The organism is Desulfothermus okinawensis JCM 13304 (assembly GCF_054654515.1).
This window is the reverse complement of sequence record NZ_BAAIEW010000016.1, coordinates 48,083-70,678: the sequence shown is the minus strand read 5'-3', so window position 1 is coordinate 70,678 and position 22,596 is coordinate 48,083. Positions and strand designations below refer to the sequence as shown.

Here is a 22,596-nt window from a genome sequence, read left to right as displayed (position 1 = left end):
TGTTGCTGCTCCTATTCTTAACATTAGCGTTTATTTTTTTCTTCTGGACATGTGTCTTACTCAAATAGTCAGTGATAATTTCATATGCTTCAACTAATTTTATAAAATGCTCCTTTTTTTGCTCTATTAATTCCTTAGGTTGACTACAATAAAAATCTGGATGATATTTGAATGCCTTTTTCCTGAATACTGTTTTTACGTAATCTATATTTATGGATTTTATGAATGATGAGTCAATCTTATCCTTTGCTGGTTCAAAAAGAACATAACAATATTTCAATATGTCCTCTCTTTGCATTCTAATAGCCTTTTTTTCTCATGCATTTTATTTTTTGTAAATCAATAATATATTTTTTTTGATTTATCAACTGGTTATATGCCTATAAGATTTTCTACTCCTTAGTTTTAACTCTACTCACCTTATCTATCACAGGACAGATTTACCTTGTGATTTTAAAAATATAAAGTTTATATTCATGGTGTACCAGGTTTATCAAGATTATCAAGTTGGAATAAAAAAGGCCATTTAATAAAAAACTGTAACACCTCCAAATATGGCAAAGATACTTAAAAAGCTAATGGAAGCAACGCCAGGACCTACAGGACATGAACTATTCTTTACAACAAATGAAAAAACTCTTGAAAAGATCCATGTGAACTTACCGGGTATGTCGGGCCTATTAATATTAACCAAGCCCATCTATATATTTTTCAAGTGCCTTTTTTGCTGCATTTAACTCAAATTTTAGTCTATCTAATTTTTCTCGTAGATCATTAAACTCATATGTCTTGTTCCTGGTAATTTCTTCTAATTCCTCCGCCACATTAGATACCCTCATTGCCCCAACTGTTGCAGCAGAAGACTTTAGCGAATGTACAAGGCCATGAAAGGTTTCTCTGTCATCCTGTTTATGAACATCTTGAAGTTCAGATATCACCTTTGGAACCCTCTCAATAAACATACCAACAATCTTTTTCACAACCCTATCTCCACCTATTTTCTTTAATTCCTCAATTGGCGCCTCATTTATTATTGAGTCAATATTATCTGTATTCTGCTTATGTAAAGCAGTGTCTTTTGATGCAAAACCCTCATGAAACCACTTTACCAATACTTTTTTTATGGCATCTGCATTAAAAGGCTTGCTTATGTAATCGTCCATACCAGCATCTATACACCTTTGCTTGTCTCCTTTTAAGGCATAGGCTGTTACTGCTACTATAGGGGTATACTCTGAGGACATTTGACCTTTCTGTTCTAATTCTCTAATTATCTTGGTTGCCTTAAATCCATCAATACCTGGCATTTGACAGTCCATAAATACAAGATCTACTTGTTGCTTTTTCAAAATTTCTATAGCATCTTTCCCGTTATTTGTAGCAATTACTCTTACACCATATATTTTAAGTAAACTTGTTAAATACTCTAAATTTACTTCATTGTCTTCAACTACTAAGACTTGTTTATTTGATAGATCTACTTCATCAGAAAATCTTTCTTTCTTGTCTTGTTTTTCCTTTGATATAAGAGACTCTATTAATTTTGTAATGTCTTGTAACATAAAGGGCCTATTCAAGATAAAATTAAAGTCCTGGAGTTCATCATCTATACTTTGACCAAAGTCCAGGACCAAAATTGCGTCTAATATTGAATGGGACTCTTTTAGAGAAGATAATTTATCTTTAAACCTTCTGGCAATACTTATATCAAGGATCAATACACCCTTATTGTTATCTAACATAGGAATATCTTCTTCATAAATGACTTGATAATCTACACCTAAGTATCCTAAAAATTTCATAAATCCCCTTAAGTCAGATCCAAGAGAAGAACATAGATAGAAACATAGTCCTGTATAACTATATTTCCCCTTATATTCATCAACTTTATTTGATCTCTTAAAAGGAAGGGCCAGGGTAAAAACAGTTCCCTTTCCAACTTCACTCTTTAGTGAAATATCCCCACCCATTAAATCTACCAAATTTTTTGTAATAGCTAGGCCCAACCCAGACCCCTGGAACTTTCTAGACCAGCCTTCGTCTATTTGTTTAAAGGGCTCAAAAATAGTGGTTTGTTTGTCTTTAGGGATACCAATACCTGTATCCTTTACCATTATTTCAATTAAATCTACTTCATCTAGGGAGGATCTTAGTTTAAGTTCTAAAAATACCCCACCCTGTTTGGTAAACTTTACCGCATTACCAACAAGGTTTATTAGAATCTGTTTTACCCTTGCCTGATCACCAACAACATACCTAGGTACTCCTTTTGAGATAGAGAGATCTATAACTATACCTTTCTCTAAGCTAGTTGGCAAAAATGTCTTTATAACGTCCTCTGAACAGAACCAAAGATCAAACTCATCTGGATGAAGTTCCATGTTTTTTGATTCTATCTTGGAGTAGTCCAGTATATCATTTATCAATGATAGTAATATGTTACCTGACTTTTCAATGGTATATATATAGTGCATCTGTTTACTATCTAACTTGCTATTTTTCAATAATTCCACCATCCCCAATATACCATTTAAGGGAGTCCTGATTTCATGACTCATATTTGCAAGAAAAATTGTCTTTGCCCTTGCCGCCTCCTCTGCCTCCACCTTTGCCTTTCTCAGCTCCTTTACTGTTTGGTTCAAGGCTTCATTCATTTTCACGAGTTCTTTAGTCCTCTCCTTCACCACATCTTCTAACCTTTCCCTATGTTCCTCTAATTCCATATCCCTTTTTTGTATCTGGGTGATCATCTCATTAAACATGTCTATAAGATCACCTATTTCATCTTCTTGGATCTTTTCCACCCTCAAGGTATAGTCTTTACTTTTAGATATATAACTCATCTTTTGGTATAAATTATTTATTGGATCTGATATGACTACATGTAGCCTATTGGCTAAATAATAGCCCAATAATATACATAGGGCTGAAACAAATATGAATACACCATAAATGGCAAATAAATTTTTATAAATAGAAATGGTTGATATGGAAACTACTATATATCCCAATAATTCCTTTTTAAAAACAATTGGGTGGATTACATTTAATTGATTTTTAAAAATACCCTTAATAAAGGAATGAGTCTTTACAGTATCTTTGATATATTCAAATAGTGCTTTTTTATTATTTTTATATTTCTCTTCTAATTTGTCTTTGTTAATGTAGTATGAGAATAATTTTAAATCCTTATCTAGTATTGCAACAAGTCTTAAATCATCAATTGTTGAGAATCCCTTTAATAGTTCGTTTGCATATTCTCTATCACCAAAAGTAATGGCCCCCACACAATTATTCCCAACTACTGTTGTCAACAACTTTAAATTTTCCTCTTTTGCATAAATTTTGGAAATAGTAACATAAATTGTCAAAAGGACACTACTTAATACTACACAACTACCTGTAACCAAAAATATTATTCTAACAATCTTTTCTTTTATTGACATTTTTTTACCAATAATTTTTGCATCCATAATAATATTACTTTATTACTCCTCTTGCTAACTGTAACAATCTTGCATGTATTTTTATGTTTGCCTTTTCAGCGGATCTTAAATTTATCTTAAATCTAATTTTATTATTTTGAGGAAATAACTCTATTATTCCACCATATTCAGCAAAATTTCTTAAATCGCTTATTGAGAGTATTCCCATACTGTTAATCTTATCTAAAAATTTAGAATACTCAAGATTTTTTGTAACATCCCGTTGCAAAAAAAGAACATTACAGATATAAACTTTGTTTTTCAAATTATTTAAAAATCTAACTTTTATTATCTTTGAGCCAATTTTTTTCCCCTGCAGCCTTTCAAAGGATTTTTTGGCTACTTCATTGCTACAAACACATATATTAATACAATCCTTTTGGACTCTCTTATTCTTAAATTCAATAAATTTTAAAAAATTATATACAAAGGCAGCCTTTATATCATACACTGAAACATTGTTAAGATCCATGGCATAACTGGTAGGACTTGTAAAAAAAATCCACACAACCAAAATAATAATAACTGTTTTTCTCAAGCCTTTCATTGTATTAAAAACTGTACTCCACTTTAATATAATATTTTCTCGGTATTTCAGTTACATAAGGGTCTAAAAAATGTGGCCCAAACTCTGTATGTCTTGGGTCAAACATATTTTCCACAACAAATTTCAGTCTCAGCTTCTCGTTTACCTGCCAGTTAAGGGCCATGTCTCCAGAAAAATATGGATCTACATTAATTGAATTTAAGCCACTTACATACCTAAAAAACATATTTAAGGACAAATTTTTCTTTATATCTATATAACTGGTCAATGTGACAGTGCTCTCAGGAGACTCATGTTCCAGCTTCTCACCTATCAAAAAGTTTTGATATGGAGATTTGTTGTGTAAAAATATCTTTTTATATGAATATCCAAGATATAGTTTAACCCTATCATATAGCTTGGATTTTAGAGTCATCTCTGTACCATAACTCTCTCCCTCTAAATAGTTTCCAACAAAACCAAATGTTGCAGGGGGAAAGTTAGGTATATACATATCAGGGATGTCCCTGTATTCATTGGCAAAAAGACTAATATCAAATGATAGGTTAGTATTTATACTTCCCCTATATCCCATCTCATAGCTATTAACCCTCTCTAATTTAACATGCTTATTCCCATACATGCTCAACACAATGGGATAATTGGGGCCACTTAATAGTTTACGAATAACTATATACCTTTCCCCCATTGATGGAGTCCTAATGGATTTAGACACAGCTGCCCACAAGGTATGGTCTTTATTTATTTTGTAGAGTAATCTAGCTGTTGGCAAAATCTTTGGAGAAACAAGACTGTGCTTTTCAAGCTTTCCTCCAACCATAAAAAACAACTTGTCTCTATATACAGAAATATTATCCTGAAAAAAAGCAGAACCAATGTAACTCCTTTTAGAGTGGGGATCAAAATCAAAACTAAAAACACCATCAAACTCAGTGTCTATTAACCTTCCACCAACCCCCATGATAATATCGTGCCTACTGAGCTTGTGCTCATACCTAATCTCCCCATCAAGGGTAAATACCTTCCAGTTGGATATGGGATCGTCATATGTTGTCCTATCAATGTAGGAGGTTAGAGTGAGTTTATTCTTTCCAATTTTATGTTCATATCTCGTGTTTATATTAAAACCACCCTCCCTTGAATCGTCTTCAAAAGAATGATAGTATGGAAAATTTAAGTCCTCATAAGATATTAAATGGCCAGTGTGCTTATGAAATATATCCCCAGAGATCATAAGACTATCCTTAAGTGACGGGCTAAGATCTACTCTAAATCCCCCTCTTAAATCCCGCCAGTCATCAGGGCTGCGTCCCCCTTGTTTTTTGTAGGTATTTCCTATTTCCCTAGATTTTAAGTACACCCTGTAAGTCAAGTTATCTTTTAACCTTCCTCCATATCTAAAAGAGCTAATTCCCCTATGAAAATTTCCAGCAAGGGCTGAAACATAGACCCCCTGGGTATCTTTGCTGTTTTTTGTAACTATATTTATAACTCCATTTACAGCATTTGCACCCCATATACTTGCACCAGGTCCCCGGATAATCTCTATCCTCTCAATATCTTCTAGAACCAGATCCTGTTTATCCCAACACACCCCAGAAAATAGTGGATAGTATACAGACCTGCCGTCTATTAATACAAGAAGTTTATTGGAGTACTCATCATTAAATCCCCTAATGGTTATTGCCCATAAATGAGAATTAATTTGTGCAACATCAACGCCTGGCACCATCCTGAGAAGCTCAGGTATGGAGGTTGCTCCTGACCTCTTTATGTCTTCCTTGGTTATAATATAAATAGATGCTGGGATATCTTTTACCTTTTTTTCTTCTTTTAATATGGTGGTGATCTCTAAATTCATTAATTCTTCAATGGATAAATCTGTCAAATCAACTCCATCACCAAATAGTAGGTGGGGAACACAAAAAAATATACCTAACATCAATATAAAAAACCTCTTCATTACCGCATACCTTCTATAAAATTATTAAACGTGTTATAAAAAATGATAAATATATTTTTAAATCAAAAAACTATTTGCCACCTTAAACATATCATCATAAGGCACATTGTTTCTTAAGCAAATGGCCATTTCAATGGACATATTCATCTTTTGTTCTGTTTCATACAATATCTCTCTCTGTTGAAGATTTAACCGATATTTAATAAACTCTGTGTCAAAGCCATCTAATATAAGGCTAAGTCCTTCCTTAAAAAAGGGAGACCTCACTTTTTTGCTGTATTCTACACAAAAATTTACATCTTTTCGCCTACTTAACATTGAATAAAATAGAAGATTTTTTATTAGTATCTCTGGATGCAGGCCATGGTATATTTCAACAAATGGACTCTTGCCTTGTTCAACACTGGATATTAACACCTGGGCATCTTTAAATAATTTAAGATCAGAAGTAGGGGGAAGGGGAAATTTTGACATTATCCTGATTAGTATCTGCTGGGGATTTTCCCTGGCAGAAATACCCAAAAGACCTATGCTTATTATTACAAACTTTCTTTGAAACTCCTTTAAATAGGTATTCATCTTAAACCTTGCATATCTTCTAATACTATTGTCATCAAAAGATGATACTATCAGGTCTAACACGTGTTTAATAAAGGGCTCAGATGTATAGGCAGCCTCATGTAAAACCGCCTTTTTCCAATTTCTTCCACTCACCTTTTTAAGAGAAAGCCAGTAGGCAGCAACAGCCTCTGTGGGAATTTCCACTACATCTAAGTCACTCCCTTGAAAACTAACCTCTCTGTTGTCTGTAACTATCTGTTCTTTTTTCTTAGAAAAAATCATATTGATTTCCCACAACCCAGGTTTATTATTTTGATAAACTTGGGTCAAAATGACCATTCTAACACAACAGTACCAAATCTCTCATTATCTGCACCTTTATAAGTGCTCCCTACATCCACGTCATCGGTTGTCACCATAACGTAAAATCTCAGGGCAAATCTACCATAAAGTAAGTGAACCCCTCCAAAAACCTGGGCCACAAAGTCCTTTCCATGGACACTGTGGCTCTGCCTAAACGTATTTCCATCAAAAAGCAAGTTCCTTGCAAACCCAGATCCACTTACACCCAGATTAAAATAAAATGACCATTTGTTTGAAAGCCTGGGCATCTCTGCATTGTAATTTAAACTAAAACCTATTGGATATGGAATGTAGGTAAACCCTGCAGGAATATTGTATCCAAATCTAATAGAAGTTAACACACTTGCTTGGGTGAAAAGATTTCCAACACCTGCATGAATACCAGCATCTAAATCACTTGAAAATCCATTGTAGTCACCAAGCCTCCACACCTTTCTTTTTACCAATAAATTCAAATTCAAAATAGGCTCTGAATGGAGTTGATGTGTCCATCCCTTTGGGTCATCCCTGTGTACAAATTTCTGGGTTTGCTCCCCAATGGCCAAGGGACCTACCACTCCTACCACCAGTTGCAATCCATTAAATTGGTCCCTGTTAAATGAATAGAGATTCAGACTACCCAATAAAAGAGCTGCATATGGTACATCATTCCTTATTAAATCTCGCCTCTGTAAATCATCTGGTGTCTGTATTAGCTGACCTAAACTAAGGGTAATCCTGTGAAACACATCCGTTGACAGTCCTAAACATTCTTCAAGCCTGTCCAACTTATTACCATATTTCCCAAATTTACCCCATGAAGTACCAACCTTGGAATAGACATCTATATTCCAGCTGCTAGATATTTTGTTGTCCTTTTGAAAAAAGGCATCATTCAAAAACTCAAATCCCAACATACTATACTCAATACAATAGGCTTCTAACTTTAATGACATAATAAGGACAATGCACAAAAAAATAGCCTTGTATATAACTCTAATTCTTCTCATAAAATTCTCAAAAATTTTCATTAGCAACAACCTCCTTATACATATTTTATTAATAATTAACAAACAAAATAGGGACCTAGCAATAAAAAAATGTTCTTGACACATATCGAGCTATCCGTTAAAAATTGTCGACATTCGACAAAATATTAACTACTTTTAATTATTATGTTTTTTCGCAGCACCTATAAAGACAAAGTAAAAAAATACGTAATTGACTTAATACTCAATCACAAAGTAACACCAGGGGATCAAATCAAGGAGAAAGAACTAGCAGAAATACTCAAAATTAGCAGAGCCCCTGTACGAGAAGCCCTAAGGGAACTCATTGCTGAAAAAATCCTGGAATATAAACCTTACAAAGGAACATATCTAAAAAAAACCACGCCACAAGAGGCCATGGACATATACACTACCCGGGGGCTTTTAGAAGGCTATGCTGTTGTAAACTCCATGGAGTCTAATTTAAAAAATATCAGAAAATTATCTAATCTTGTAAATAAGATGTATGATGCCGCATTAAAACACAAAAATAAAAAATTAATTGAATGGGGGGATCAATTCCACAATCTCTTAATTCTGGGATGCGAAAATAACCTCTTACTCAATGAAACCAAAAGATTCGGATTCATATGTCATATCCTGTTTTTTAACTTCTGGCCCAAAATCTATTCTCCAGATCAAATAAAGAGTAGACATGAAAATATCTTACACATAATAAAAAAAAGAAACAAATTAGAGCTAGAATATATTATTAGAGAACACTATTTTGAGACAGGAAAAAAAATCTCAAATTTAATAGAGGCAGGGTAAAAATGGACAAAATTATATTTTCAAATTTTGAATATGACCCAGATAAATACTATTTTTTATACGTGGGTGAGCTAAAAACATATGGAATTAATTTGTTTTTTAAAGACGCAGTAAAAAAAATATTTCCAGATAAAGAAATTGATTTTATAGCCATAGTACCAGATGTCTTTGAACAATATGACTATGATAATGTTGTAGTAATAAACCCTGTTGCTGAAAAATATACATGCAAATCTAACAACAAAAAGAGGGTAAGTTGCAGAATAACAGCAATGGAGTTTTACACTGCTGTGTCTTACAGCAAATTCGTTCAAGAATTAATTGAACAAATTTTACAAAGGCAAGGTGAAATATATGTATATATGTATGAGAGCTCTCCCCATTTAAAACTCCTGCAACATCCCAAGGTTAAATTGATAGGACCTGATCCCTATCTTGTAAAAAAACTCAATAACAAACCTTTTCAATATAATTCACTGAAAAATTTAGTTCCAATTGCGGAATTTAAAATATGCAATGGATTTAATGAGCTAATAGAAGAGGTAAAAGCACTTAGAAGAGAGTGGGATGAGGGGATATTTGTATCCCACGAATACAGTGCTGGTGGATCCAGTAGCACAATCGCTTATAACCACAGGGAAGTGGAAAATTTTTTTAAAGGCGTGGATACAACATATCTTATTTCCAGATACATCCCCCATTCTTATGATCCTACAGTACTAGGAGTTGTGGCAAATGAAAAAGATGTCTATATTGCTGGGGTTGCAGACCAACAAATTGTGGATGGGAACAAATTTACTGGATCAACTTATCCATCCAGGCTTCCAGGAAAAGTTATTGACACCCTAAAAGAATATACAAGAAAAATTGGTAGATTTATGGGCTCATTGGGATACAGGGGGATTTTTGGATGCGATTTTATAGTGGATGATGATTTCAACATCTTTTTTGTAGAAATAAATGCCAGAAAACAGGGGACCACCATTGAATTTTGCTGCACCCTTGAAAATTGTCTCCCTCCCTCCAGTCCAAACCTTCCTGAACTTGAACTTTTCAGTGTAACACAGGAAAAATTTCCAGAAGGGACCATTGAACCTGATATGTGTCCAAAAATATTTTGGGGAACTTACAACTTCAAAGTTCCAACAAATACCATAACTGAAGGATACATACCCCAGTTCAGAAACGAAAGGGAGGTATTTAGAAAAGTCGCGCAGGGAAAATTAAAAAAAGACTTCATGGTCTTAGAACACATTGGAAATGATTTTATTATCACCACAGGGACATTTTTAGCCAGGGTGGTATCTGTGGCAAATAACAGAGAGGATATGTTAGATGGGATTAAGTTTGGAAAAAAATTAATTGAAAACACTATATTTTTGGGTTAGGAGGAAAAATTATGCAATATCAGGATACATACACCACAGAGCTTTTTGATATTTTGTTTAAAGGAGAAAAAAAGGAACTTCCAAGAACTATTGTTGATGAGGTCAAAGAACTATATAACATAGCTCTATCAAAGGAACTCTTATCTCCAATTGTAGATCTATTTAAAAAGCTCCTTTCTTTTGCTGAAAAAGACAATATCTCCCCCCTATCTTTTGGCCTATCTAAGGAAGATTTGACCATACTTGCTGAAAAACATGGTGAAATAGACGAACATCATGTAACCATAGGAGGGAGAGTTTTAAGGGCACTCAAAATTGTAGATGAAGCAAATGAGAGGATCAAAACCTATGTGGAAAATAAGGATAAAATAGCCCCAAGTGGAATAGAACTATGGGACCAGATTTTGGAAAATAAAGAACGTATAAAAAAGGCGTTAAACATCTCAGAAGAAGAATTTAATACCTATCAGGGACAGATCAAAAACGTAATCCAGGATGTGGACACCCTATCTAAGGTGTTAAAACTCCCTGAAAAGGCCTTTTCAGATATTCTTAGGGTAACAAAAAAATACAGGATGAGGCTAACTCCATACTATGCGTCGTTGATTATGCCAAATAAACTAGATGATCCAGTACTTATCCAGTGTGTACCAACAGGTGAGATGGTTGACAATGTGGGAGTGGAGATCCCTCCAGTTGCAGCAGACCATTCCCCTGCAAGGTTAATTGACCAATTTTATCCAAGGGTTCTCACCATAAAATCAACCAACATGTGTGCAATGTATTGTACACATTGTCTCAGAATTGCCCATATAGGTAAAAAAGACAGAATTTACAAAAAAGAGGCATATGAAGAGGCAATTGATTACATCCGAAAAAACCAGAATATAAGGGACGTTTTAATAACAGGAGGAGATGCCTTTATTTTGCCCAATAGACTCATCAAGTGGATTTTAGATGAGTTGGATAAAATAGACCATGTAAAGCTGAAGAGGCTTGGCACAAGGATACCTGTTACAACCCCCCAGAGGATAGATAATGAATTATTGGATATTTTAGAACAGAGCAATGACAAAAAGCCAGTTAGGGTGGTGACCCAGATCAACACCCCCCAGGAAATCACCCCTGTCTCAAAAAAGGCCTTTAAAAATATATCCAAAAGGGTGATGGCAGTTTTAAATCAGGCAGTGCTTCTAAAAGGTGTTAATGATACAAAGGAGAAGATGTGGAAACTCTGTGAGGTAATTCAAGAGGCCTATGTAAGGCCGTATTATATCTTTAATTGCAGTTACAGGAATCCACAATTTGCTCATTTAAGGGTACCAATTGAAGTTGGCCAGGACATTGTGGAAGGCATGTATGGAAATATCTCTGGCGATGCAATACCAAGATATATTGCAACAGCTGGAGGGAAAATACCCCTGCACAGGTCCAATGTAGTGGGACGTGATAATGGGAATATTATCTTAAAAAAACCATGGAGTGGAGAAGAGGTAAAATATCCAGATGCAGACAAAAAAGAATACTCAAATAAAGAATTTTCCTTTTTCAGGTATAAAAAATAAATTTTCTTCATTTTACTCAAAAAATGAAATGAATTTAATTTCTTTCTTTAGAAAAATTGTAGAAATTAACACATATTCATATAACTTAGATGGTATTTATAACTGTTTGGAGATATTAGCAAATAATGTTCCAACATCACTTAATATTGAACAAAAAAACAGGAACCTGGTTATATCAAATGTTAGTAAAAACTATATCCTCTTAATGGGACACATTGATACAGTCTTTCCTGAAGACCTTGGATTTAACAAATTTCTTGAAAGTAAAGAAAAAATCTTTGGGCCTGGGGTATTTGATATGAAGGGAGGGCTTATTGTGGCCCTCTTTTCACTAATTTATTTAGGACATTTGGGCCTACTCAAAGACCTGCCAGTTGTGTTTTTGATAAATTCAGACGAAGAAATAGGTTCAATCCATTCAAAGGAGTTAATTGAATCATATGCAAGAAAAGCAAGGTGCGGTTTTGTATTTGAAGGGGCTGGAGAAAATGGAGAAGTTGTAGTTGGAAGAAAGGGAAAGATTGGTCTTAAGATTGAAACCACTGGACAGGCATCCCATGCAGCTTATAGTATACAAAATAAACCTTCGGCAATCCTGGAGATGGCACGCAAAATAATAGAAATCGAGGAATTAAATGACAAAGAAAATGGAATCTCTGCCAATGCAGGAAAAATTGAAGGTGGTATTGGTCCAAACACAGTTCCAGAATCATGCACACTTTTAGCTGATTTCAGGTTCTCTAAAGAACACCAGGAAAATGAGCTCATGGAAAAAGTAAGAAACATTTGTGAAAATAACAAAACTCCAGGAGTGAGTTCAATTTTTTCCATAACATCAAAGAGACCCTGTATGGAGCCTGAACAAAATATGGGATTGTATGAAGTGATACGTGAAGCATCTAAGGATGCTGGAGTAAAAGTTGACCCTCAAGTGAGGCCTGGTGTGTCAGATGCCAACTTTATTGCAAGGTGTAACACACCGGTAATAGATGGAATGGGACCTGTGGGGGGAAGGGATCACAGTACAGAGGAATTCATTATTAAATCGTCCATACCTGAGAGAATACTGCTTACAACTTTCTCCATACTGAAGGCTAAAGTTACCTTATTTTAACATATTATAAAAGACTAAATGCTACACAAAGAAAGTTGTATACCCCACATTATATCAAAATTGAAAAAACTAGAAATTGGGGAAAAATTAGAACTCAGACCTTACAAAAGAAACAGATCTGTACTATTTGAAAAAACAGGTGATAAATCCTTCCTGGTCAAAGAAGATGGATTTTACCAAGAGAAGATACATTTATCCCAGGACCAACTGAAAAAACACTTAAAAAAAGTATTAAAGAGAGAATTTCCCAGAAGCCATAAAATAAGGGTCTATTTACTTGCCAAAGAAGAACAAAAAAAGCCTTTTAAAAAGCTGTAGCCTGTCCAAAACAAAAAGATCTTATATCCAAATTTTTATATCAATAAACACTGTTTTACATCTATGTTGACAATCATCACCTATTACCCTTATTATCCATATCAATTACCTTTACCATAATGGGTTTGGTGATTTTTTACTAAATATTTTAACTTATAAGGAGGAGAGGTTATGAAAAAAATTTTATCAATTATTTTGGCTCTATGCGTCACTTTGATCTGGGCACCCAGTAGTTTTAGTAGGACCAGATTTGTAACCATTGGTACAGGGGGAGTCACAGGGGTATACTACCCAACAGGAGGTGCCATAAGTAGAATAGTCAATAAAAAATCCAAAAAATATCACTTAAAAGTAACAGTAGAGTCCACAGCTGGATCTGTATACAACATCAATGCAGTACTATCTGGGGACCTGGAATTTGGTATTGCCCAGTCTGATAGACAGTACCAGGCGTGGTATGGCCTTGCTGAATGGAAAAACAAGGGACCCCAGAAAAACTTAAGGTCCGTATTCTCCATCCATCCAGAATCAATAACCCTTGTGGCAAGGGCTGACTCTGGCATTAATTCCCCTGCGGATTTAAAAGGTAAAAGGGTAAATCTGGGTAATCCAGGATCAGGACAGCTCCAGAATTCAAGGGACGTGCTTGCTGCCTTTGGATTAGATGAAAACAAAGACATAAAGGCAGAATATGCAAAGGCAGTTGAAGCCCCATCACTCTTGCAAGATGAGAGGATTGATGCATTTTTCTATACTGTGGGACATCCAAATGGTAACATAAAAGAGGCTACAGCAGGAAGGATTAAAGTAAAGATAGTGCCAATTACTGGTGAGCCTGTTGAAAAGCTCTTAAAAAAATATCCCTATTACGCAAAGTCCTTGATTCCTCACAAGTTCTATCCTGATGCAGTAAATAAAGAAGACATCCCAACCATTGGAGTAAAAGCAACCTTTATTACATCTAAAAAAGTAAGCCCAAAAATCGTATATGCGATTACAAAAGAGGTATTTGATAATTTTGAAGCATTTAAAAAACTACATCCTGCCTATGCTGTTCTAACAAAAGAAAATATGCTCCAGGGTTTAACTGCACCAATCCACAGGGGAGCGCTTAAGTATTACAAAGAATCTGGCCTTATAAAATACCTAAAACCAGAACTAATCCCTGCAAAATACAAAAAGAAATATTTAAAATACTTACAATAAGTTCAAACTATAAAACTTAACTTTTAAGAAGGAGAGACTAGTAGTCTCTCCTTCTTATTACTTAAGAAATACAAGAGGGAATTATGGTTGATAGAGTGGAAAAAGCTAAAGAGATCCTAAAGGAAGAGACTGGGGAACTCAGGCAGTTTAGGCCATTTGAGAGATATCTGTTTAACACAATTGCAATATCCTGGGCCCTTTTTCAGCTGTCTCTTGCAAGTTTTTTAATAATGAACAGTACATATGTTAGGGCCATACACCTTGCCTTTGCAATTACCCTTGTATTTTTAACTATACCCCTATTTAAAAAGCCCAAAAGGGGTCTAAAATTCTTAAGTGTAACAGATAAGATACCATTAATCGATTATGTCTTTGCCATAGGAGGGGCACTATCTGTTCTCTACATTGTTTTAGATTACAATGGACTTGCAATGAGGTCTGGATCGCCCATTACACGGGACATTGTAATTGGACTGCTCATGGTTATTTTGCTCCTTGAGGCAACAAGAAGATCGATTGGACCAGCCCTTTCAATTATAGCAATAATTTTTTCATTATACGCATTTTTTGGTCCATACATGCCAGATGTACTTGCATATAAGGGAGTGAATTTATCTAAATATGTTAGCCAGATATCCCTATCCACAGAGGGGATATTTGGTATACCCTTAGGTGTTTCAGCAACCATAGTTTATTTGTTTGTGCTCCTTGGATCCATGTTGGAAAAGGCTGGTGCAGGTAAATTTTTTATAGATCTGGCCATTTCTCTCCTTGGTAAATTTAAAGGGGGCCCTGCCAAGGCAGCCATTGTATCAAGTGCATTGACTGGACTTGTGTCAGGATCCAGTATAGCCAATATCGTTACCACTGGAACATTTACCATCCCACTTATGAAAAGTGTGGGGTATCCTGCTACCAAGGCTGCAGCAACAGAGGTGGCAGCAAGTACAGATGGACAGCTCATGCCACCTGTTATGGGTGCTGCTGCATTTATTATTGCAGAATATGTAAACGTCCCATATATTGATGTAGTAAAGGCAGCAGCCATTCCTGCTTTTGTATCATATTTTGCCCTGTTCTTTGTAACACACTTAGAGGCCAGTAAACTAGGTATGAAAGGTCTACCACCAGAAAAAATACCCAGTTTCTGGGAAACAATAAAAAATGGTGCCCACTATCTAATTCCAATTGGACTTTTGGTGTGGGAACTGGTGGTTCTTAGACATTCGCCAGAACTTGCAGCCTTTAGATCCATTTTAGTCCTTGCAGCCATAATATTTATACAGGAAATAATTGCATTGAAGAAAAAGGGAAGCTCAGAAAATTTCATCCTCACTGGGATAAAAAATGGATTTAAATTAATAGGTGATGGGTTTGTTGGTGGCTCCAGAAATATGATCTCTGTGGCCCTTGCATGTGCTTCTGCTGGTATCATAGTAGGACTTGTGAATACAGGCATAGGAAGCATGATAACTGAGATAGTGGAACAACTCGCCCAGGGGAATATCTTTCTCCTCCTACTCATTACAGCAATTGCATCTTTACTTCTTGGAATGGGACTACCAACTACAGCAACCTATATTGTCATGGCATCACTTACTGCTCCAGTTATTGTTGAAGTTGGAAGTAGGTATGGATATTTTATCCCTCTTATGGCAGCCCATTTATTTTGCTTTTACTTCGGGATATTGGCAGACGATACTCCGCCAGTTGGCCTTGCGTCATATGCAGCAGCAGCACTGGCAGATTCAGAGCCAATCCCAACTGGCTTACAAGGATTTTTATATGATATGAGAACTGCCATAATTCCCTTTATGTTTGTATTCAATCCTGATCTAATACTCCACCACATAAACAGCTGGAGCCTGGGAATTTTAATATTTATAATGGCAGTATTTGCTGCTTTTGCCTTTACAAGCGTGCTTCAGGGCTGGCTCATAACCAGGAATAAATGGTATGATATCCCGTTTCTCCTGGCTGCAGCTTTAATTCTTTTTAACCCTCAAATAGGAATTGATCTTCTACATTTATCACCAAAGTTAAAATACCTTATGTATGTCCCAGGTCTTGCACTATTTGGGTTTGTACTGCTCATACAAAAGATCAGGATGAGGACTGAGATATCTTTTGCAGGATAAAAAAATAGGGCCAGGGTCTATTTGGACCTTGGCCTTCTGGTTATCAGCACACTTACAGGAGATCTCCTGGCAACCTTTTCAACTGTACTCCCATAAAAAAATTTTTTAATACTGGTATTGCCATGGGATCCCATAACCACAAGGTCATATATTCCTTTTTCTATTTCTAACAGTCCCTCTACGTATGGTATCCCTCGCCTGATCTTCTTGGTTACCTCTATTTGCTTTAAAATACTGACTTCCTCTTTTAAATTTTCAAATTTTGAATCTATCTCTTCATCTAACCTCTCAATTACTTTTTTTAGAAAATCTTCACCACCAAATAAAGAGAGTTGGCTCTCGTCGTGGGCAACGTGTAAAATTGTAAGCTTACATCCAGACATTTTTGCCAGCTTTCCAGCAATCTTAACTGCATACAAGGAATCTTCACTAAAATCAGTCATTACCAAAATATGTTTATAAAATCCATTATCCATCTACTACCTCCTCATCCCAAGCTCAATTAGCCTTTGAATTAACCCTTTGAAATCAATACCAATAGCAGCAGCCTCCTGGGGAAGGAGACTGGTCTCAGTCATTCCAGGCAAGGTATTTACCTCTAATGCATAGATCTCATTGCCCTGTACAATAAAATCTGTCCTGCTATATCCTGAAAGTCCCAAAACCTTATGGCATTTAAGGGCAAGATCCATTATCTTTTTACTTAAATCTTCAGAAATTGGAGCAGGACAGATCTCTTTTGCCGCACCCTTGGTGTACTTACTGTAATAATCAAAAAAATCAGACTTAGAGCCTGGTTCAATTAATACTGGAGGGAGGGAGTTGTCTCCCAAAACACCACATGTGATCTCCATGCCATCTATTTTTTCCTCTAACAATACCCCCTCTCTCTGGTCTAAAATTTTTTTCATAGCAGAAAACAAACCCTCTTTACTATCCACTATCTCAATATCAACACTTGAGCCACCACTGTTTGGTTTAACAACCACGGGAAACTCCAGCATGGGAGTCCAATCGTTGCCAGGGGGCATGGGAATAAACTCCCATTTAGGGGTGAGTATCCCATTTTCCTTAAAAATCACCTTGGTACACACCTTATTTAAGGCTATCATTGAAGGACCTGGACCTGCTCCCTGGTATGGGCATTCAAAAAGATCTAGCATAGCCTGCACCAAACCATCCTCTCCAGGAGATCCATGTAAATTTATAAATGCAAAATCAACTTCCCTGGCAATTTTAGGTAAATTCTCTAAATCCTTTGCTAGATCAAAGAAAATCACCTCATGTCCAAGGTCTGTAAGTGCCTTTTCAATAAACTCTGCTCCACTTAAAGAAACATCCCTCTCAGCTGACCATCCCCCTGCTATTAAAAGTACACGCATTTACATCTACCCCCATAATTTTTGTTAATTTATCCCCAATCAACCTTGCCTGTTTAAAGGAATAGAGGATCCTCTGCATCCTCTCATAGGTCCAACCATATCTTTTAAGTATGTATTTTTGTCTATCTTCTAAACTGACAATCTTGTCATGGTTAACCCTCTTATCAGAATATATTATAATCAAAGGAAGCCAAAACCTTTTAAAATCAATAGGACCAGGCCAAAACACGTGGTGCAATATTCCATGGGCTATGGCATAATTTTTTGTCCTATCCAACATCCACACAGCTCCAAGCTGGCTGTGGTATCCCCCATTTTTTATGGTGTATGTCTTTGCTATATCATGTAAAAGTCCTGTTGCATATACCAATTTTTCATCCACTAAATAACCCTTTTGTTTCAACCTAAGGGATATCTCCAGGGCCACTTTTGCTACCATGATACTGTGTCCCTTTATGTGTTCCATCATCTCATATTCATCCCAAAGACGAAAACACTCTCCTTCATCAGGTATTGAACCACAACCATTATCTAAAATCTCAAAAGGTGTTAAAACATCATAATAATCTTTGTACATGGCTCATATCCCAATGTTCAAGGTTCAACGTTCAAAGTGTTAAGTTCAAGGTTTCAACCCTTCTACCTTCCACTACTCACTATTCACTAATCCCTTGGTCCATAAATCGGCGCTAAAGAAATAAGCAGATTACATTATTTAAGAAAATATTGACAAAAAAATCAACTTGAAAAAATGGATTTCAGTGTATAGTGTTTCTTGGATTCTGCAAATGAATACCAATTTTAAGGAGGAGGACCATGCCCATATATGAATTTAAATGTTTAGATTGCTCAAATGAATTTGAACTGGTAATCTTACCAAAGGAAGAAATTTCTCCAATTTGCCCAAAATGTGGTTCTAAAAAATTGAGAAAAAAGATCTCAGCAGCATCTATTAGACCAAAGGGCATTCCAAAGGGCAAAGGTGGTTTTAAGGTCCCTGAATGTATGAACAGAGAAAGAAAAAATTAGACCTTGCAATGAACAGATCTATTAATTAACATATTGGTCATTCATCCTGGGCTTCCGATTGGGGTGCCCCCATATGGCGTGGGGCTGAGATCATACCCATGGAACCTGATCCAGGTAATACTGGCGTAGGGAATTCGGAAGGATGCCAGGGCCCCGCCCACTGATGCATCCGAACCATTCCCATTCTTTTAACAATCAAAAAAAGGAGTTTTTATATGCCTATTGAAGAAACCATTGTAACTGAAGCTATTGCCACTACTTTCTTTGAAAAATTCAAATCTGCAATTGACCTGGATGTGGCCATAGTGGGTGCTGGTCCCTCTGGACTTACCTGTGCATGGAAGCTTTCAGAAAAAGGACTTAATGTAGCAATTTTTGAGAGAAAGCTCTCCATTGGCGGTGGCATGTGGGGAGGCGGAGTAACCTGGAACATTATTGTGGTCCAGGAGGAAGGTAAACACATATTAGATGAAGCAGGTATACCCTGCAAAGAATATAAAAAAGGATATTACACTGCAGATGCAGTCCTGGCAACCACTCAGCTAGCTGCAAAAGCTGCCCTAGCTGGGACAAAAATTTTTAACTGCATGTCTGTTGAGGACGTGGTGTTAAGGGTAATAGATGGAGAAAAAAGGGTAACTGGTATTGTTGTGAATTCATCCCCAGTTGAACTTGCAGGACTTCATGTGGACCCTGTAGTAATAAAATGCAAATACTTAATAGAAGCAACAGGGCATGACCTGGAGGTTGTAAATACACTCATTCAAAAAAATGATGTGAGGCTTTTTACTCCAAGTGGAAAAATTGAAGGAGAGAAGTCCATGTGGGCGGAGGTTGCAGAAGCCCATACAATTGACAATACCAAGGAAGTGTTTCCAGGTGTATTTGTGGCTGGTATGGCAGCAAATGCGTGTTTTGGCTCATATAGGATGGGACCCATTTTTGGGGGTATGCTGTTATCTGGTGTAAAAGTAGCTGAAGAAATAATCAAAAGAATAAAATAAACAATGGAAAATATTCCTATTGCCTTGACAATAGCAGGATCAGACCCCAGCTCTGGTGCTGGGGTCCAAATCGATCTAAGAACATTTTGGGAACATGGAGTCCATGGCTTATCTGTAATAACGGCCATTACGTCACAAAATAGCCAGAAAGTTTTTGATGTATATGGATTACCTGACGATGTGGTTGCCTCACAATTAAAGGCAATACTAGACGATTTTAAGATAGATGCAGTCAAAATTGGGATGTTGTTCTCAAAAAAAATAGCATTAGCAGTTAGTAATATATTAAAAGAATACAACATAAAGAAAATCGTACTGGATCCTGTTATCATATCTTCTTCTGGCTATAGATTATTGCAAGATGAAGGCTTAAATTTGCTAATAAATAATCTAATTCCAATTACATATATAATTACCCCAAATATTTTTGAAGCAAGTATCTTATCTGGAATTAAAATAAAAAATGAAGATGAAATCCTTGAAGCAGCAGAAAAGATACAGAAGTTAGGCGTAAAATATGTATTGATTAAAGGCGGGCATTTGGCGAATAAAAATAAAGGTACAGATTTTTTGTTCCATGGAAGATCTGTCCTAAAATTTTCCGGGCAAATGCTCCATAAGGCAGAAGTACATGGAACAGGATGTATTCTTTCTTCTGCAATAGCTGCAAATCTTGCAAAGGGACTTCCTATTATAGATTCCATTAAAAATAGTAAATCATTTATGGAAAATGTGTTTGAGTCCAGTTTCAAATTGGGAAAAGGTAGACGGATATGGACCAAACAATAAATAGCTAGTGTGGGAGAAATATAACAGATTTTTGGAGGAAAAATTTCATGCTTGATAAAAACAACATATTACAGGACATACTCACTAATAACAGAGATTATTTTTATAAAACAGAAGGATTAAACTTTGATGACATAAAAGGATATGTGAACAGGGGAGAAATGGTTGTCCTATGCAACCCAAACCATAGATCTGTAACTCCCACATTAATTGGCCAGCCTTCAAAAATAAAAGTGAACGCAAATTTAGGTACATCTCCCTTTCTCTGTGATGTGAAGCTAGAGTTATCAAAATTAGAGGCTGCCTTAAGGGCAGGGGCACACACAGTTATGGATTTATCCACTGGAGGAGATTTAGACTCAATCCGCAGGCAAATTATAGAAAAATCCCCTGTTCCAGTGGGAACAGTTCCAATCTACAGCGTTGCCCAAAAATACATAAAAAGGGGCAAAGACGTAAGTCAAATCTCAGAAAACGAACTATTAGAAGAAATTGAAAAACAGGCTGAGCAAGGGGTTGACTTTATGACCCTTCACTGTGGGGTGAGCAAAAGGGCAGCTAGGATGGCCAGGGACAGGGCCATTGGGATTGTATCAAGGGGAGGGTCTATTTTAGCAAAGTGGATGGAAGCAAACAACAAGGAAAATCCCCTTTTCACCAATTTTGATAAGCTCCTTGATATCTGCCTCAAGTACAATGTGGTTATAAGCCTTGGTGATGGCCTAAGGCCTGGTGCAATATGCGATGCTGGAGATGGGGCTCAGATAGAAGAAGTTATTATACTTGGCGAACTCACAAAAAAGGCGTGGAGCATGGGAGTCCAGGTTATGATCGAAGGTCCTGGACATGTACCCCTTGATCAGGTAATAGCCCAGATTAAAACCATAAAGACCATTTGTCACAATGCGCCCCTCTATGTGTTAGGTCCCTTAACAACAGATGTAGCCGCAGGCTATGATCACATTACTGGTGCCATTGGAGGAGCACTCGCAGCATATGCAGGTGCAGATTTTCTATGTTGTGTTACCCCAGCAGAACACGTTACATTGCCAAATGAAAATGATGTTTACCAAGGAGTCATGGCATCTTTGATAGCAGCCAACTCTGCAGAGATTGCACTTGGGTATAAAGATGCAAAAAATAGAAGCAAAATGATCTCTTTGGCAAGAAATGAGTTAAACTGGAATAAAATCATAGAACATGCACTGGATCCAAATATTATAAAAAAGAGGCGGGAAAAATTTGCATCCAAGGAAGAATGTGCTATGTGTGGAGAATTTTGTGCAGTTAAAATGCTAAAATAAAAATAGGGGAGTACATCTCCCCTATTTTAAAACTTTTTTTGCACACAAAATCCTCTGATAAATTGAATAGATAAGTAAAAAGTTGTACACTATAATCCCATATAAAATAAGGCTAGAGCTGTTAAAAAATGGGATAAACACACTTAATACAATAAGATATATAACCCTTTTTGCCCTCTCCATAAAACCCACATTACAGCTCCCACCAAGGCCTTCAATCCTGGCCTTTGTGTAACTAAACAAAAGGGTCAACACAAGGGCAATAAAAATCAAAAATGTAAGAATTAAACTTTTTGACGTGTTTCCGGAAACTATCATAAGTCCCATGAGATAAAAAAAATCAGACACCCTGTCCACAGTTGAATCTAAAAATGCACCAAATTTTTTTTCTCCCATACTCCTTGCAATTTGCCCATCCAGGCTATCGAATATAGCTGAGACTAAAATTAGCATGGCTCCTATTAGAGGAGAAAAATAAAATCCCAGGGGTACCATAAGGGATACTACCCCGCCAATTATTGTAATTTTATTTGGGCCCAACCCACTTTCCTTGAGTTTAGGGACAATAAATTTTTGTAAGAGGGTGTAATAGATATTACCCAGATAACTATTTCTAAGAGCCATATATCCCCCAGTGGTTA

21 protein-coding genes and 1 riboswitch are annotated in these 22,596 nt (G+C 36.2%); of the genes, 11 read left to right on the top strand and 10 right to left on the bottom strand.

Annotated features, from left to right (window positions below):
* The 6 genes from ACYQ0O_RS07730 to ACYQ0O_RS07705 all read right to left on the bottom strand — a co-directional run.
* The coding region (locus ACYQ0O_RS07730) for a DnaJ domain-containing protein (RefSeq protein WP_459891857.1) at positions 1-298 on the bottom strand (298 nt) is incomplete at its 3' end.
* A 388-nt stretch (positions 299-686) separates the two neighbouring features.
* The gene (locus tag ACYQ0O_RS07725) at positions 687-3,473 is read right to left on the bottom strand and encodes an ATP-binding protein (protein WP_459891856.1); all 2,787 of its coding nucleotides are present in this window, start codon (positions 3,471-3,473) and stop codon (positions 687-689) included.
* A gap of 7 nt (positions 3,474-3,480) precedes the next feature.
* Positions 3,481-4,032 (bottom strand): YfiR family protein, encoded by a 552-nt coding sequence (locus ACYQ0O_RS07720; protein ID WP_459891855.1) that lies wholly within the window; start codon positions 4,030-4,032, stop codon positions 3,481-3,483.
* Positions 4,033-4,036: 4 nt separating this feature from the next.
* Positions 4,037-5,995: a TonB-dependent receptor plug domain-containing protein gene (locus ACYQ0O_RS07715; protein ID WP_459891854.1), complete on the bottom strand. Its 1,959-nt coding sequence runs from the start codon at positions 5,993-5,995 to the stop codon at positions 4,037-4,039.
* 57 nt (positions 5,996-6,052) lie between these two features.
* Complete coding sequence (locus ACYQ0O_RS07710; protein WP_459891853.1) at positions 6,053-6,838, bottom strand: MotA/TolQ/ExbB proton channel family protein; 786 nt, start codon at positions 6,836-6,838, stop codon at positions 6,053-6,055.
* Between the two features lie 44 nt (positions 6,839-6,882).
* The gene (locus ACYQ0O_RS07705; RefSeq protein ID WP_459891852.1) at positions 6,883-7,929 is read right to left on the bottom strand and encodes a lipid A deacylase LpxR family protein; all 1,047 of its coding nucleotides are present in this window, start codon (positions 7,927-7,929) and stop codon (positions 6,883-6,885) included.
* A gap of 144 nt (positions 7,930-8,073) precedes the next feature.
* Between ACYQ0O_RS07705 and ACYQ0O_RS07700 the strand changes: the two genes are divergently transcribed.
* The 7 genes from ACYQ0O_RS07700 to ACYQ0O_RS07670 all read left to right on the top strand — a co-directional run bounded on the left by ACYQ0O_RS07700 (position 8,074) and on the right by ACYQ0O_RS07670 (position 16,447).
* A complete protein-coding gene (locus ACYQ0O_RS07700) occupies positions 8,074-8,718 on the top strand; it encodes a GntR family transcriptional regulator (protein WP_459891851.1) in 645 nt (214 codons plus the stop codon).
* Between the two features lie 2 nt (positions 8,719-8,720).
* Entirely contained in the window at positions 8,721-10,106 is a 1,386-nt protein-coding gene (locus ACYQ0O_RS07695) for an ATP-grasp domain-containing protein (RefSeq protein WP_459891850.1), read from the top strand.
* Between the two features lie 11 nt (positions 10,107-10,117).
* The gene (locus ACYQ0O_RS07690) at positions 10,118-11,671 is read left to right on the top strand and encodes a KamA family radical SAM protein (RefSeq protein WP_459891849.1); all 1,554 of its coding nucleotides are present in this window, start codon (positions 10,118-10,120) and stop codon (positions 11,669-11,671) included.
* 28 nt (positions 11,672-11,699) lie between these two features.
* Positions 11,700-12,785, top strand: a complete 1,086-nt coding sequence (locus ACYQ0O_RS07685; protein ID WP_459891848.1) for a M20 family metallopeptidase — start codon at positions 11,700-11,702, stop codon at positions 12,783-12,785.
* Positions 12,786-12,845: 60 nt separating this feature from the next.
* Positions 12,846-13,103 (top strand): hypothetical protein, encoded by a 258-nt coding sequence (locus ACYQ0O_RS07680; RefSeq protein WP_459891847.1) that lies wholly within the window; start codon positions 12,846-12,848, stop codon positions 13,101-13,103.
* A 171-nt stretch (positions 13,104-13,274) separates the two neighbouring features.
* Positions 13,275-14,309: a TAXI family TRAP transporter solute-binding subunit gene (locus ACYQ0O_RS07675; RefSeq protein WP_459891846.1), complete on the top strand. Its 1,035-nt coding sequence runs from the start codon at positions 13,275-13,277 to the stop codon at positions 14,307-14,309.
* Between the two features lie 83 nt (positions 14,310-14,392).
* Positions 14,393-16,447, top strand: a complete 2,055-nt coding sequence (locus ACYQ0O_RS07670; RefSeq protein ID WP_459891845.1) for a TRAP transporter permease — start codon at positions 14,393-14,395, stop codon at positions 16,445-16,447.
* Between the two features lie 17 nt (positions 16,448-16,464).
* On the opposite strand, the gene ACYQ0O_RS07665 is transcribed toward ACYQ0O_RS07670, so the two are convergent.
* The 3 genes from ACYQ0O_RS07665 to ACYQ0O_RS07655 are packed head-to-tail and all read right to left on the bottom strand — an operon-like array spanning position 16,465 to position 18,406.
* Complete coding sequence (locus ACYQ0O_RS07665; RefSeq protein ID WP_459891844.1) at positions 16,465-16,923, bottom strand: universal stress protein; 459 nt, start codon at positions 16,921-16,923, stop codon at positions 16,465-16,467.
* A 3-nt stretch (positions 16,924-16,926) separates the two neighbouring features.
* A complete protein-coding gene (locus ACYQ0O_RS07660) occupies positions 16,927-17,829 on the bottom strand; it encodes a D-alanine--D-alanine ligase family protein (RefSeq protein ID WP_459891843.1) in 903 nt (300 codons plus the stop codon).
* Positions 17,792-18,406: an HD domain-containing protein gene (locus tag ACYQ0O_RS07655; protein ID WP_459891842.1), complete on the bottom strand. Its 615-nt coding sequence runs from the start codon at positions 18,404-18,406 to the stop codon at positions 17,792-17,794. Before ACYQ0O_RS07655 ends, ACYQ0O_RS07660 begins: the two co-directional genes overlap by 38 nt.
* A gap of 239 nt (positions 18,407-18,645) precedes the next feature.
* Here ACYQ0O_RS07655 and ACYQ0O_RS07650 point away from each other — a divergent pair, with 239 nt between their 5' ends.
* The 4 genes from ACYQ0O_RS07650 (at position 18,646) to thiC (ending at position 21,955) form a co-directional block, all read left to right on the top strand.
* Positions 18,646-18,858, top strand: coding sequence for an FmdB family zinc ribbon protein (locus tag ACYQ0O_RS07650; protein WP_459891841.1), 213 nt, complete (start codon positions 18,646-18,648; stop codon positions 18,856-18,858).
* A 49-nt stretch (positions 18,859-18,907) separates the two neighbouring features.
* A riboswitch (TPP riboswitch) is annotated at positions 18,908-19,007 on the top strand.
* A gap of 66 nt (positions 19,008-19,073) precedes the next feature.
* Positions 19,074-19,862, top strand: a complete 789-nt coding sequence (locus tag ACYQ0O_RS07645) for a sulfide-dependent adenosine diphosphate thiazole synthase (RefSeq protein WP_459891840.1) — start codon at positions 19,074-19,076, stop codon at positions 19,860-19,862.
* A 3-nt stretch (positions 19,863-19,865) separates the two neighbouring features.
* A complete protein-coding gene (thiD, locus tag ACYQ0O_RS07640; RefSeq protein WP_459891839.1) occupies positions 19,866-20,651 on the top strand; it encodes a bifunctional hydroxymethylpyrimidine kinase/phosphomethylpyrimidine kinase in 786 nt (261 codons plus the stop codon).
* A 47-nt stretch (positions 20,652-20,698) separates the two neighbouring features.
* Positions 20,699-21,955 (top strand): phosphomethylpyrimidine synthase ThiC, encoded by a 1,257-nt coding sequence (thiC, locus tag ACYQ0O_RS07635; RefSeq protein WP_459891838.1) that lies wholly within the window; start codon positions 20,699-20,701, stop codon positions 21,953-21,955.
* 21 nt (positions 21,956-21,976) lie between these two features.
* Here the strand turns inward: thiC and ACYQ0O_RS07630 are convergent, their stop codons facing one another.
* Positions 21,977-22,579, bottom strand: a complete 603-nt coding sequence (locus ACYQ0O_RS07630) for a CDP-alcohol phosphatidyltransferase family protein (RefSeq protein ID WP_459891837.1) — start codon at positions 22,577-22,579, stop codon at positions 21,977-21,979.
* Positions 22,580-22,596: the final 17 nt, after the last annotated feature.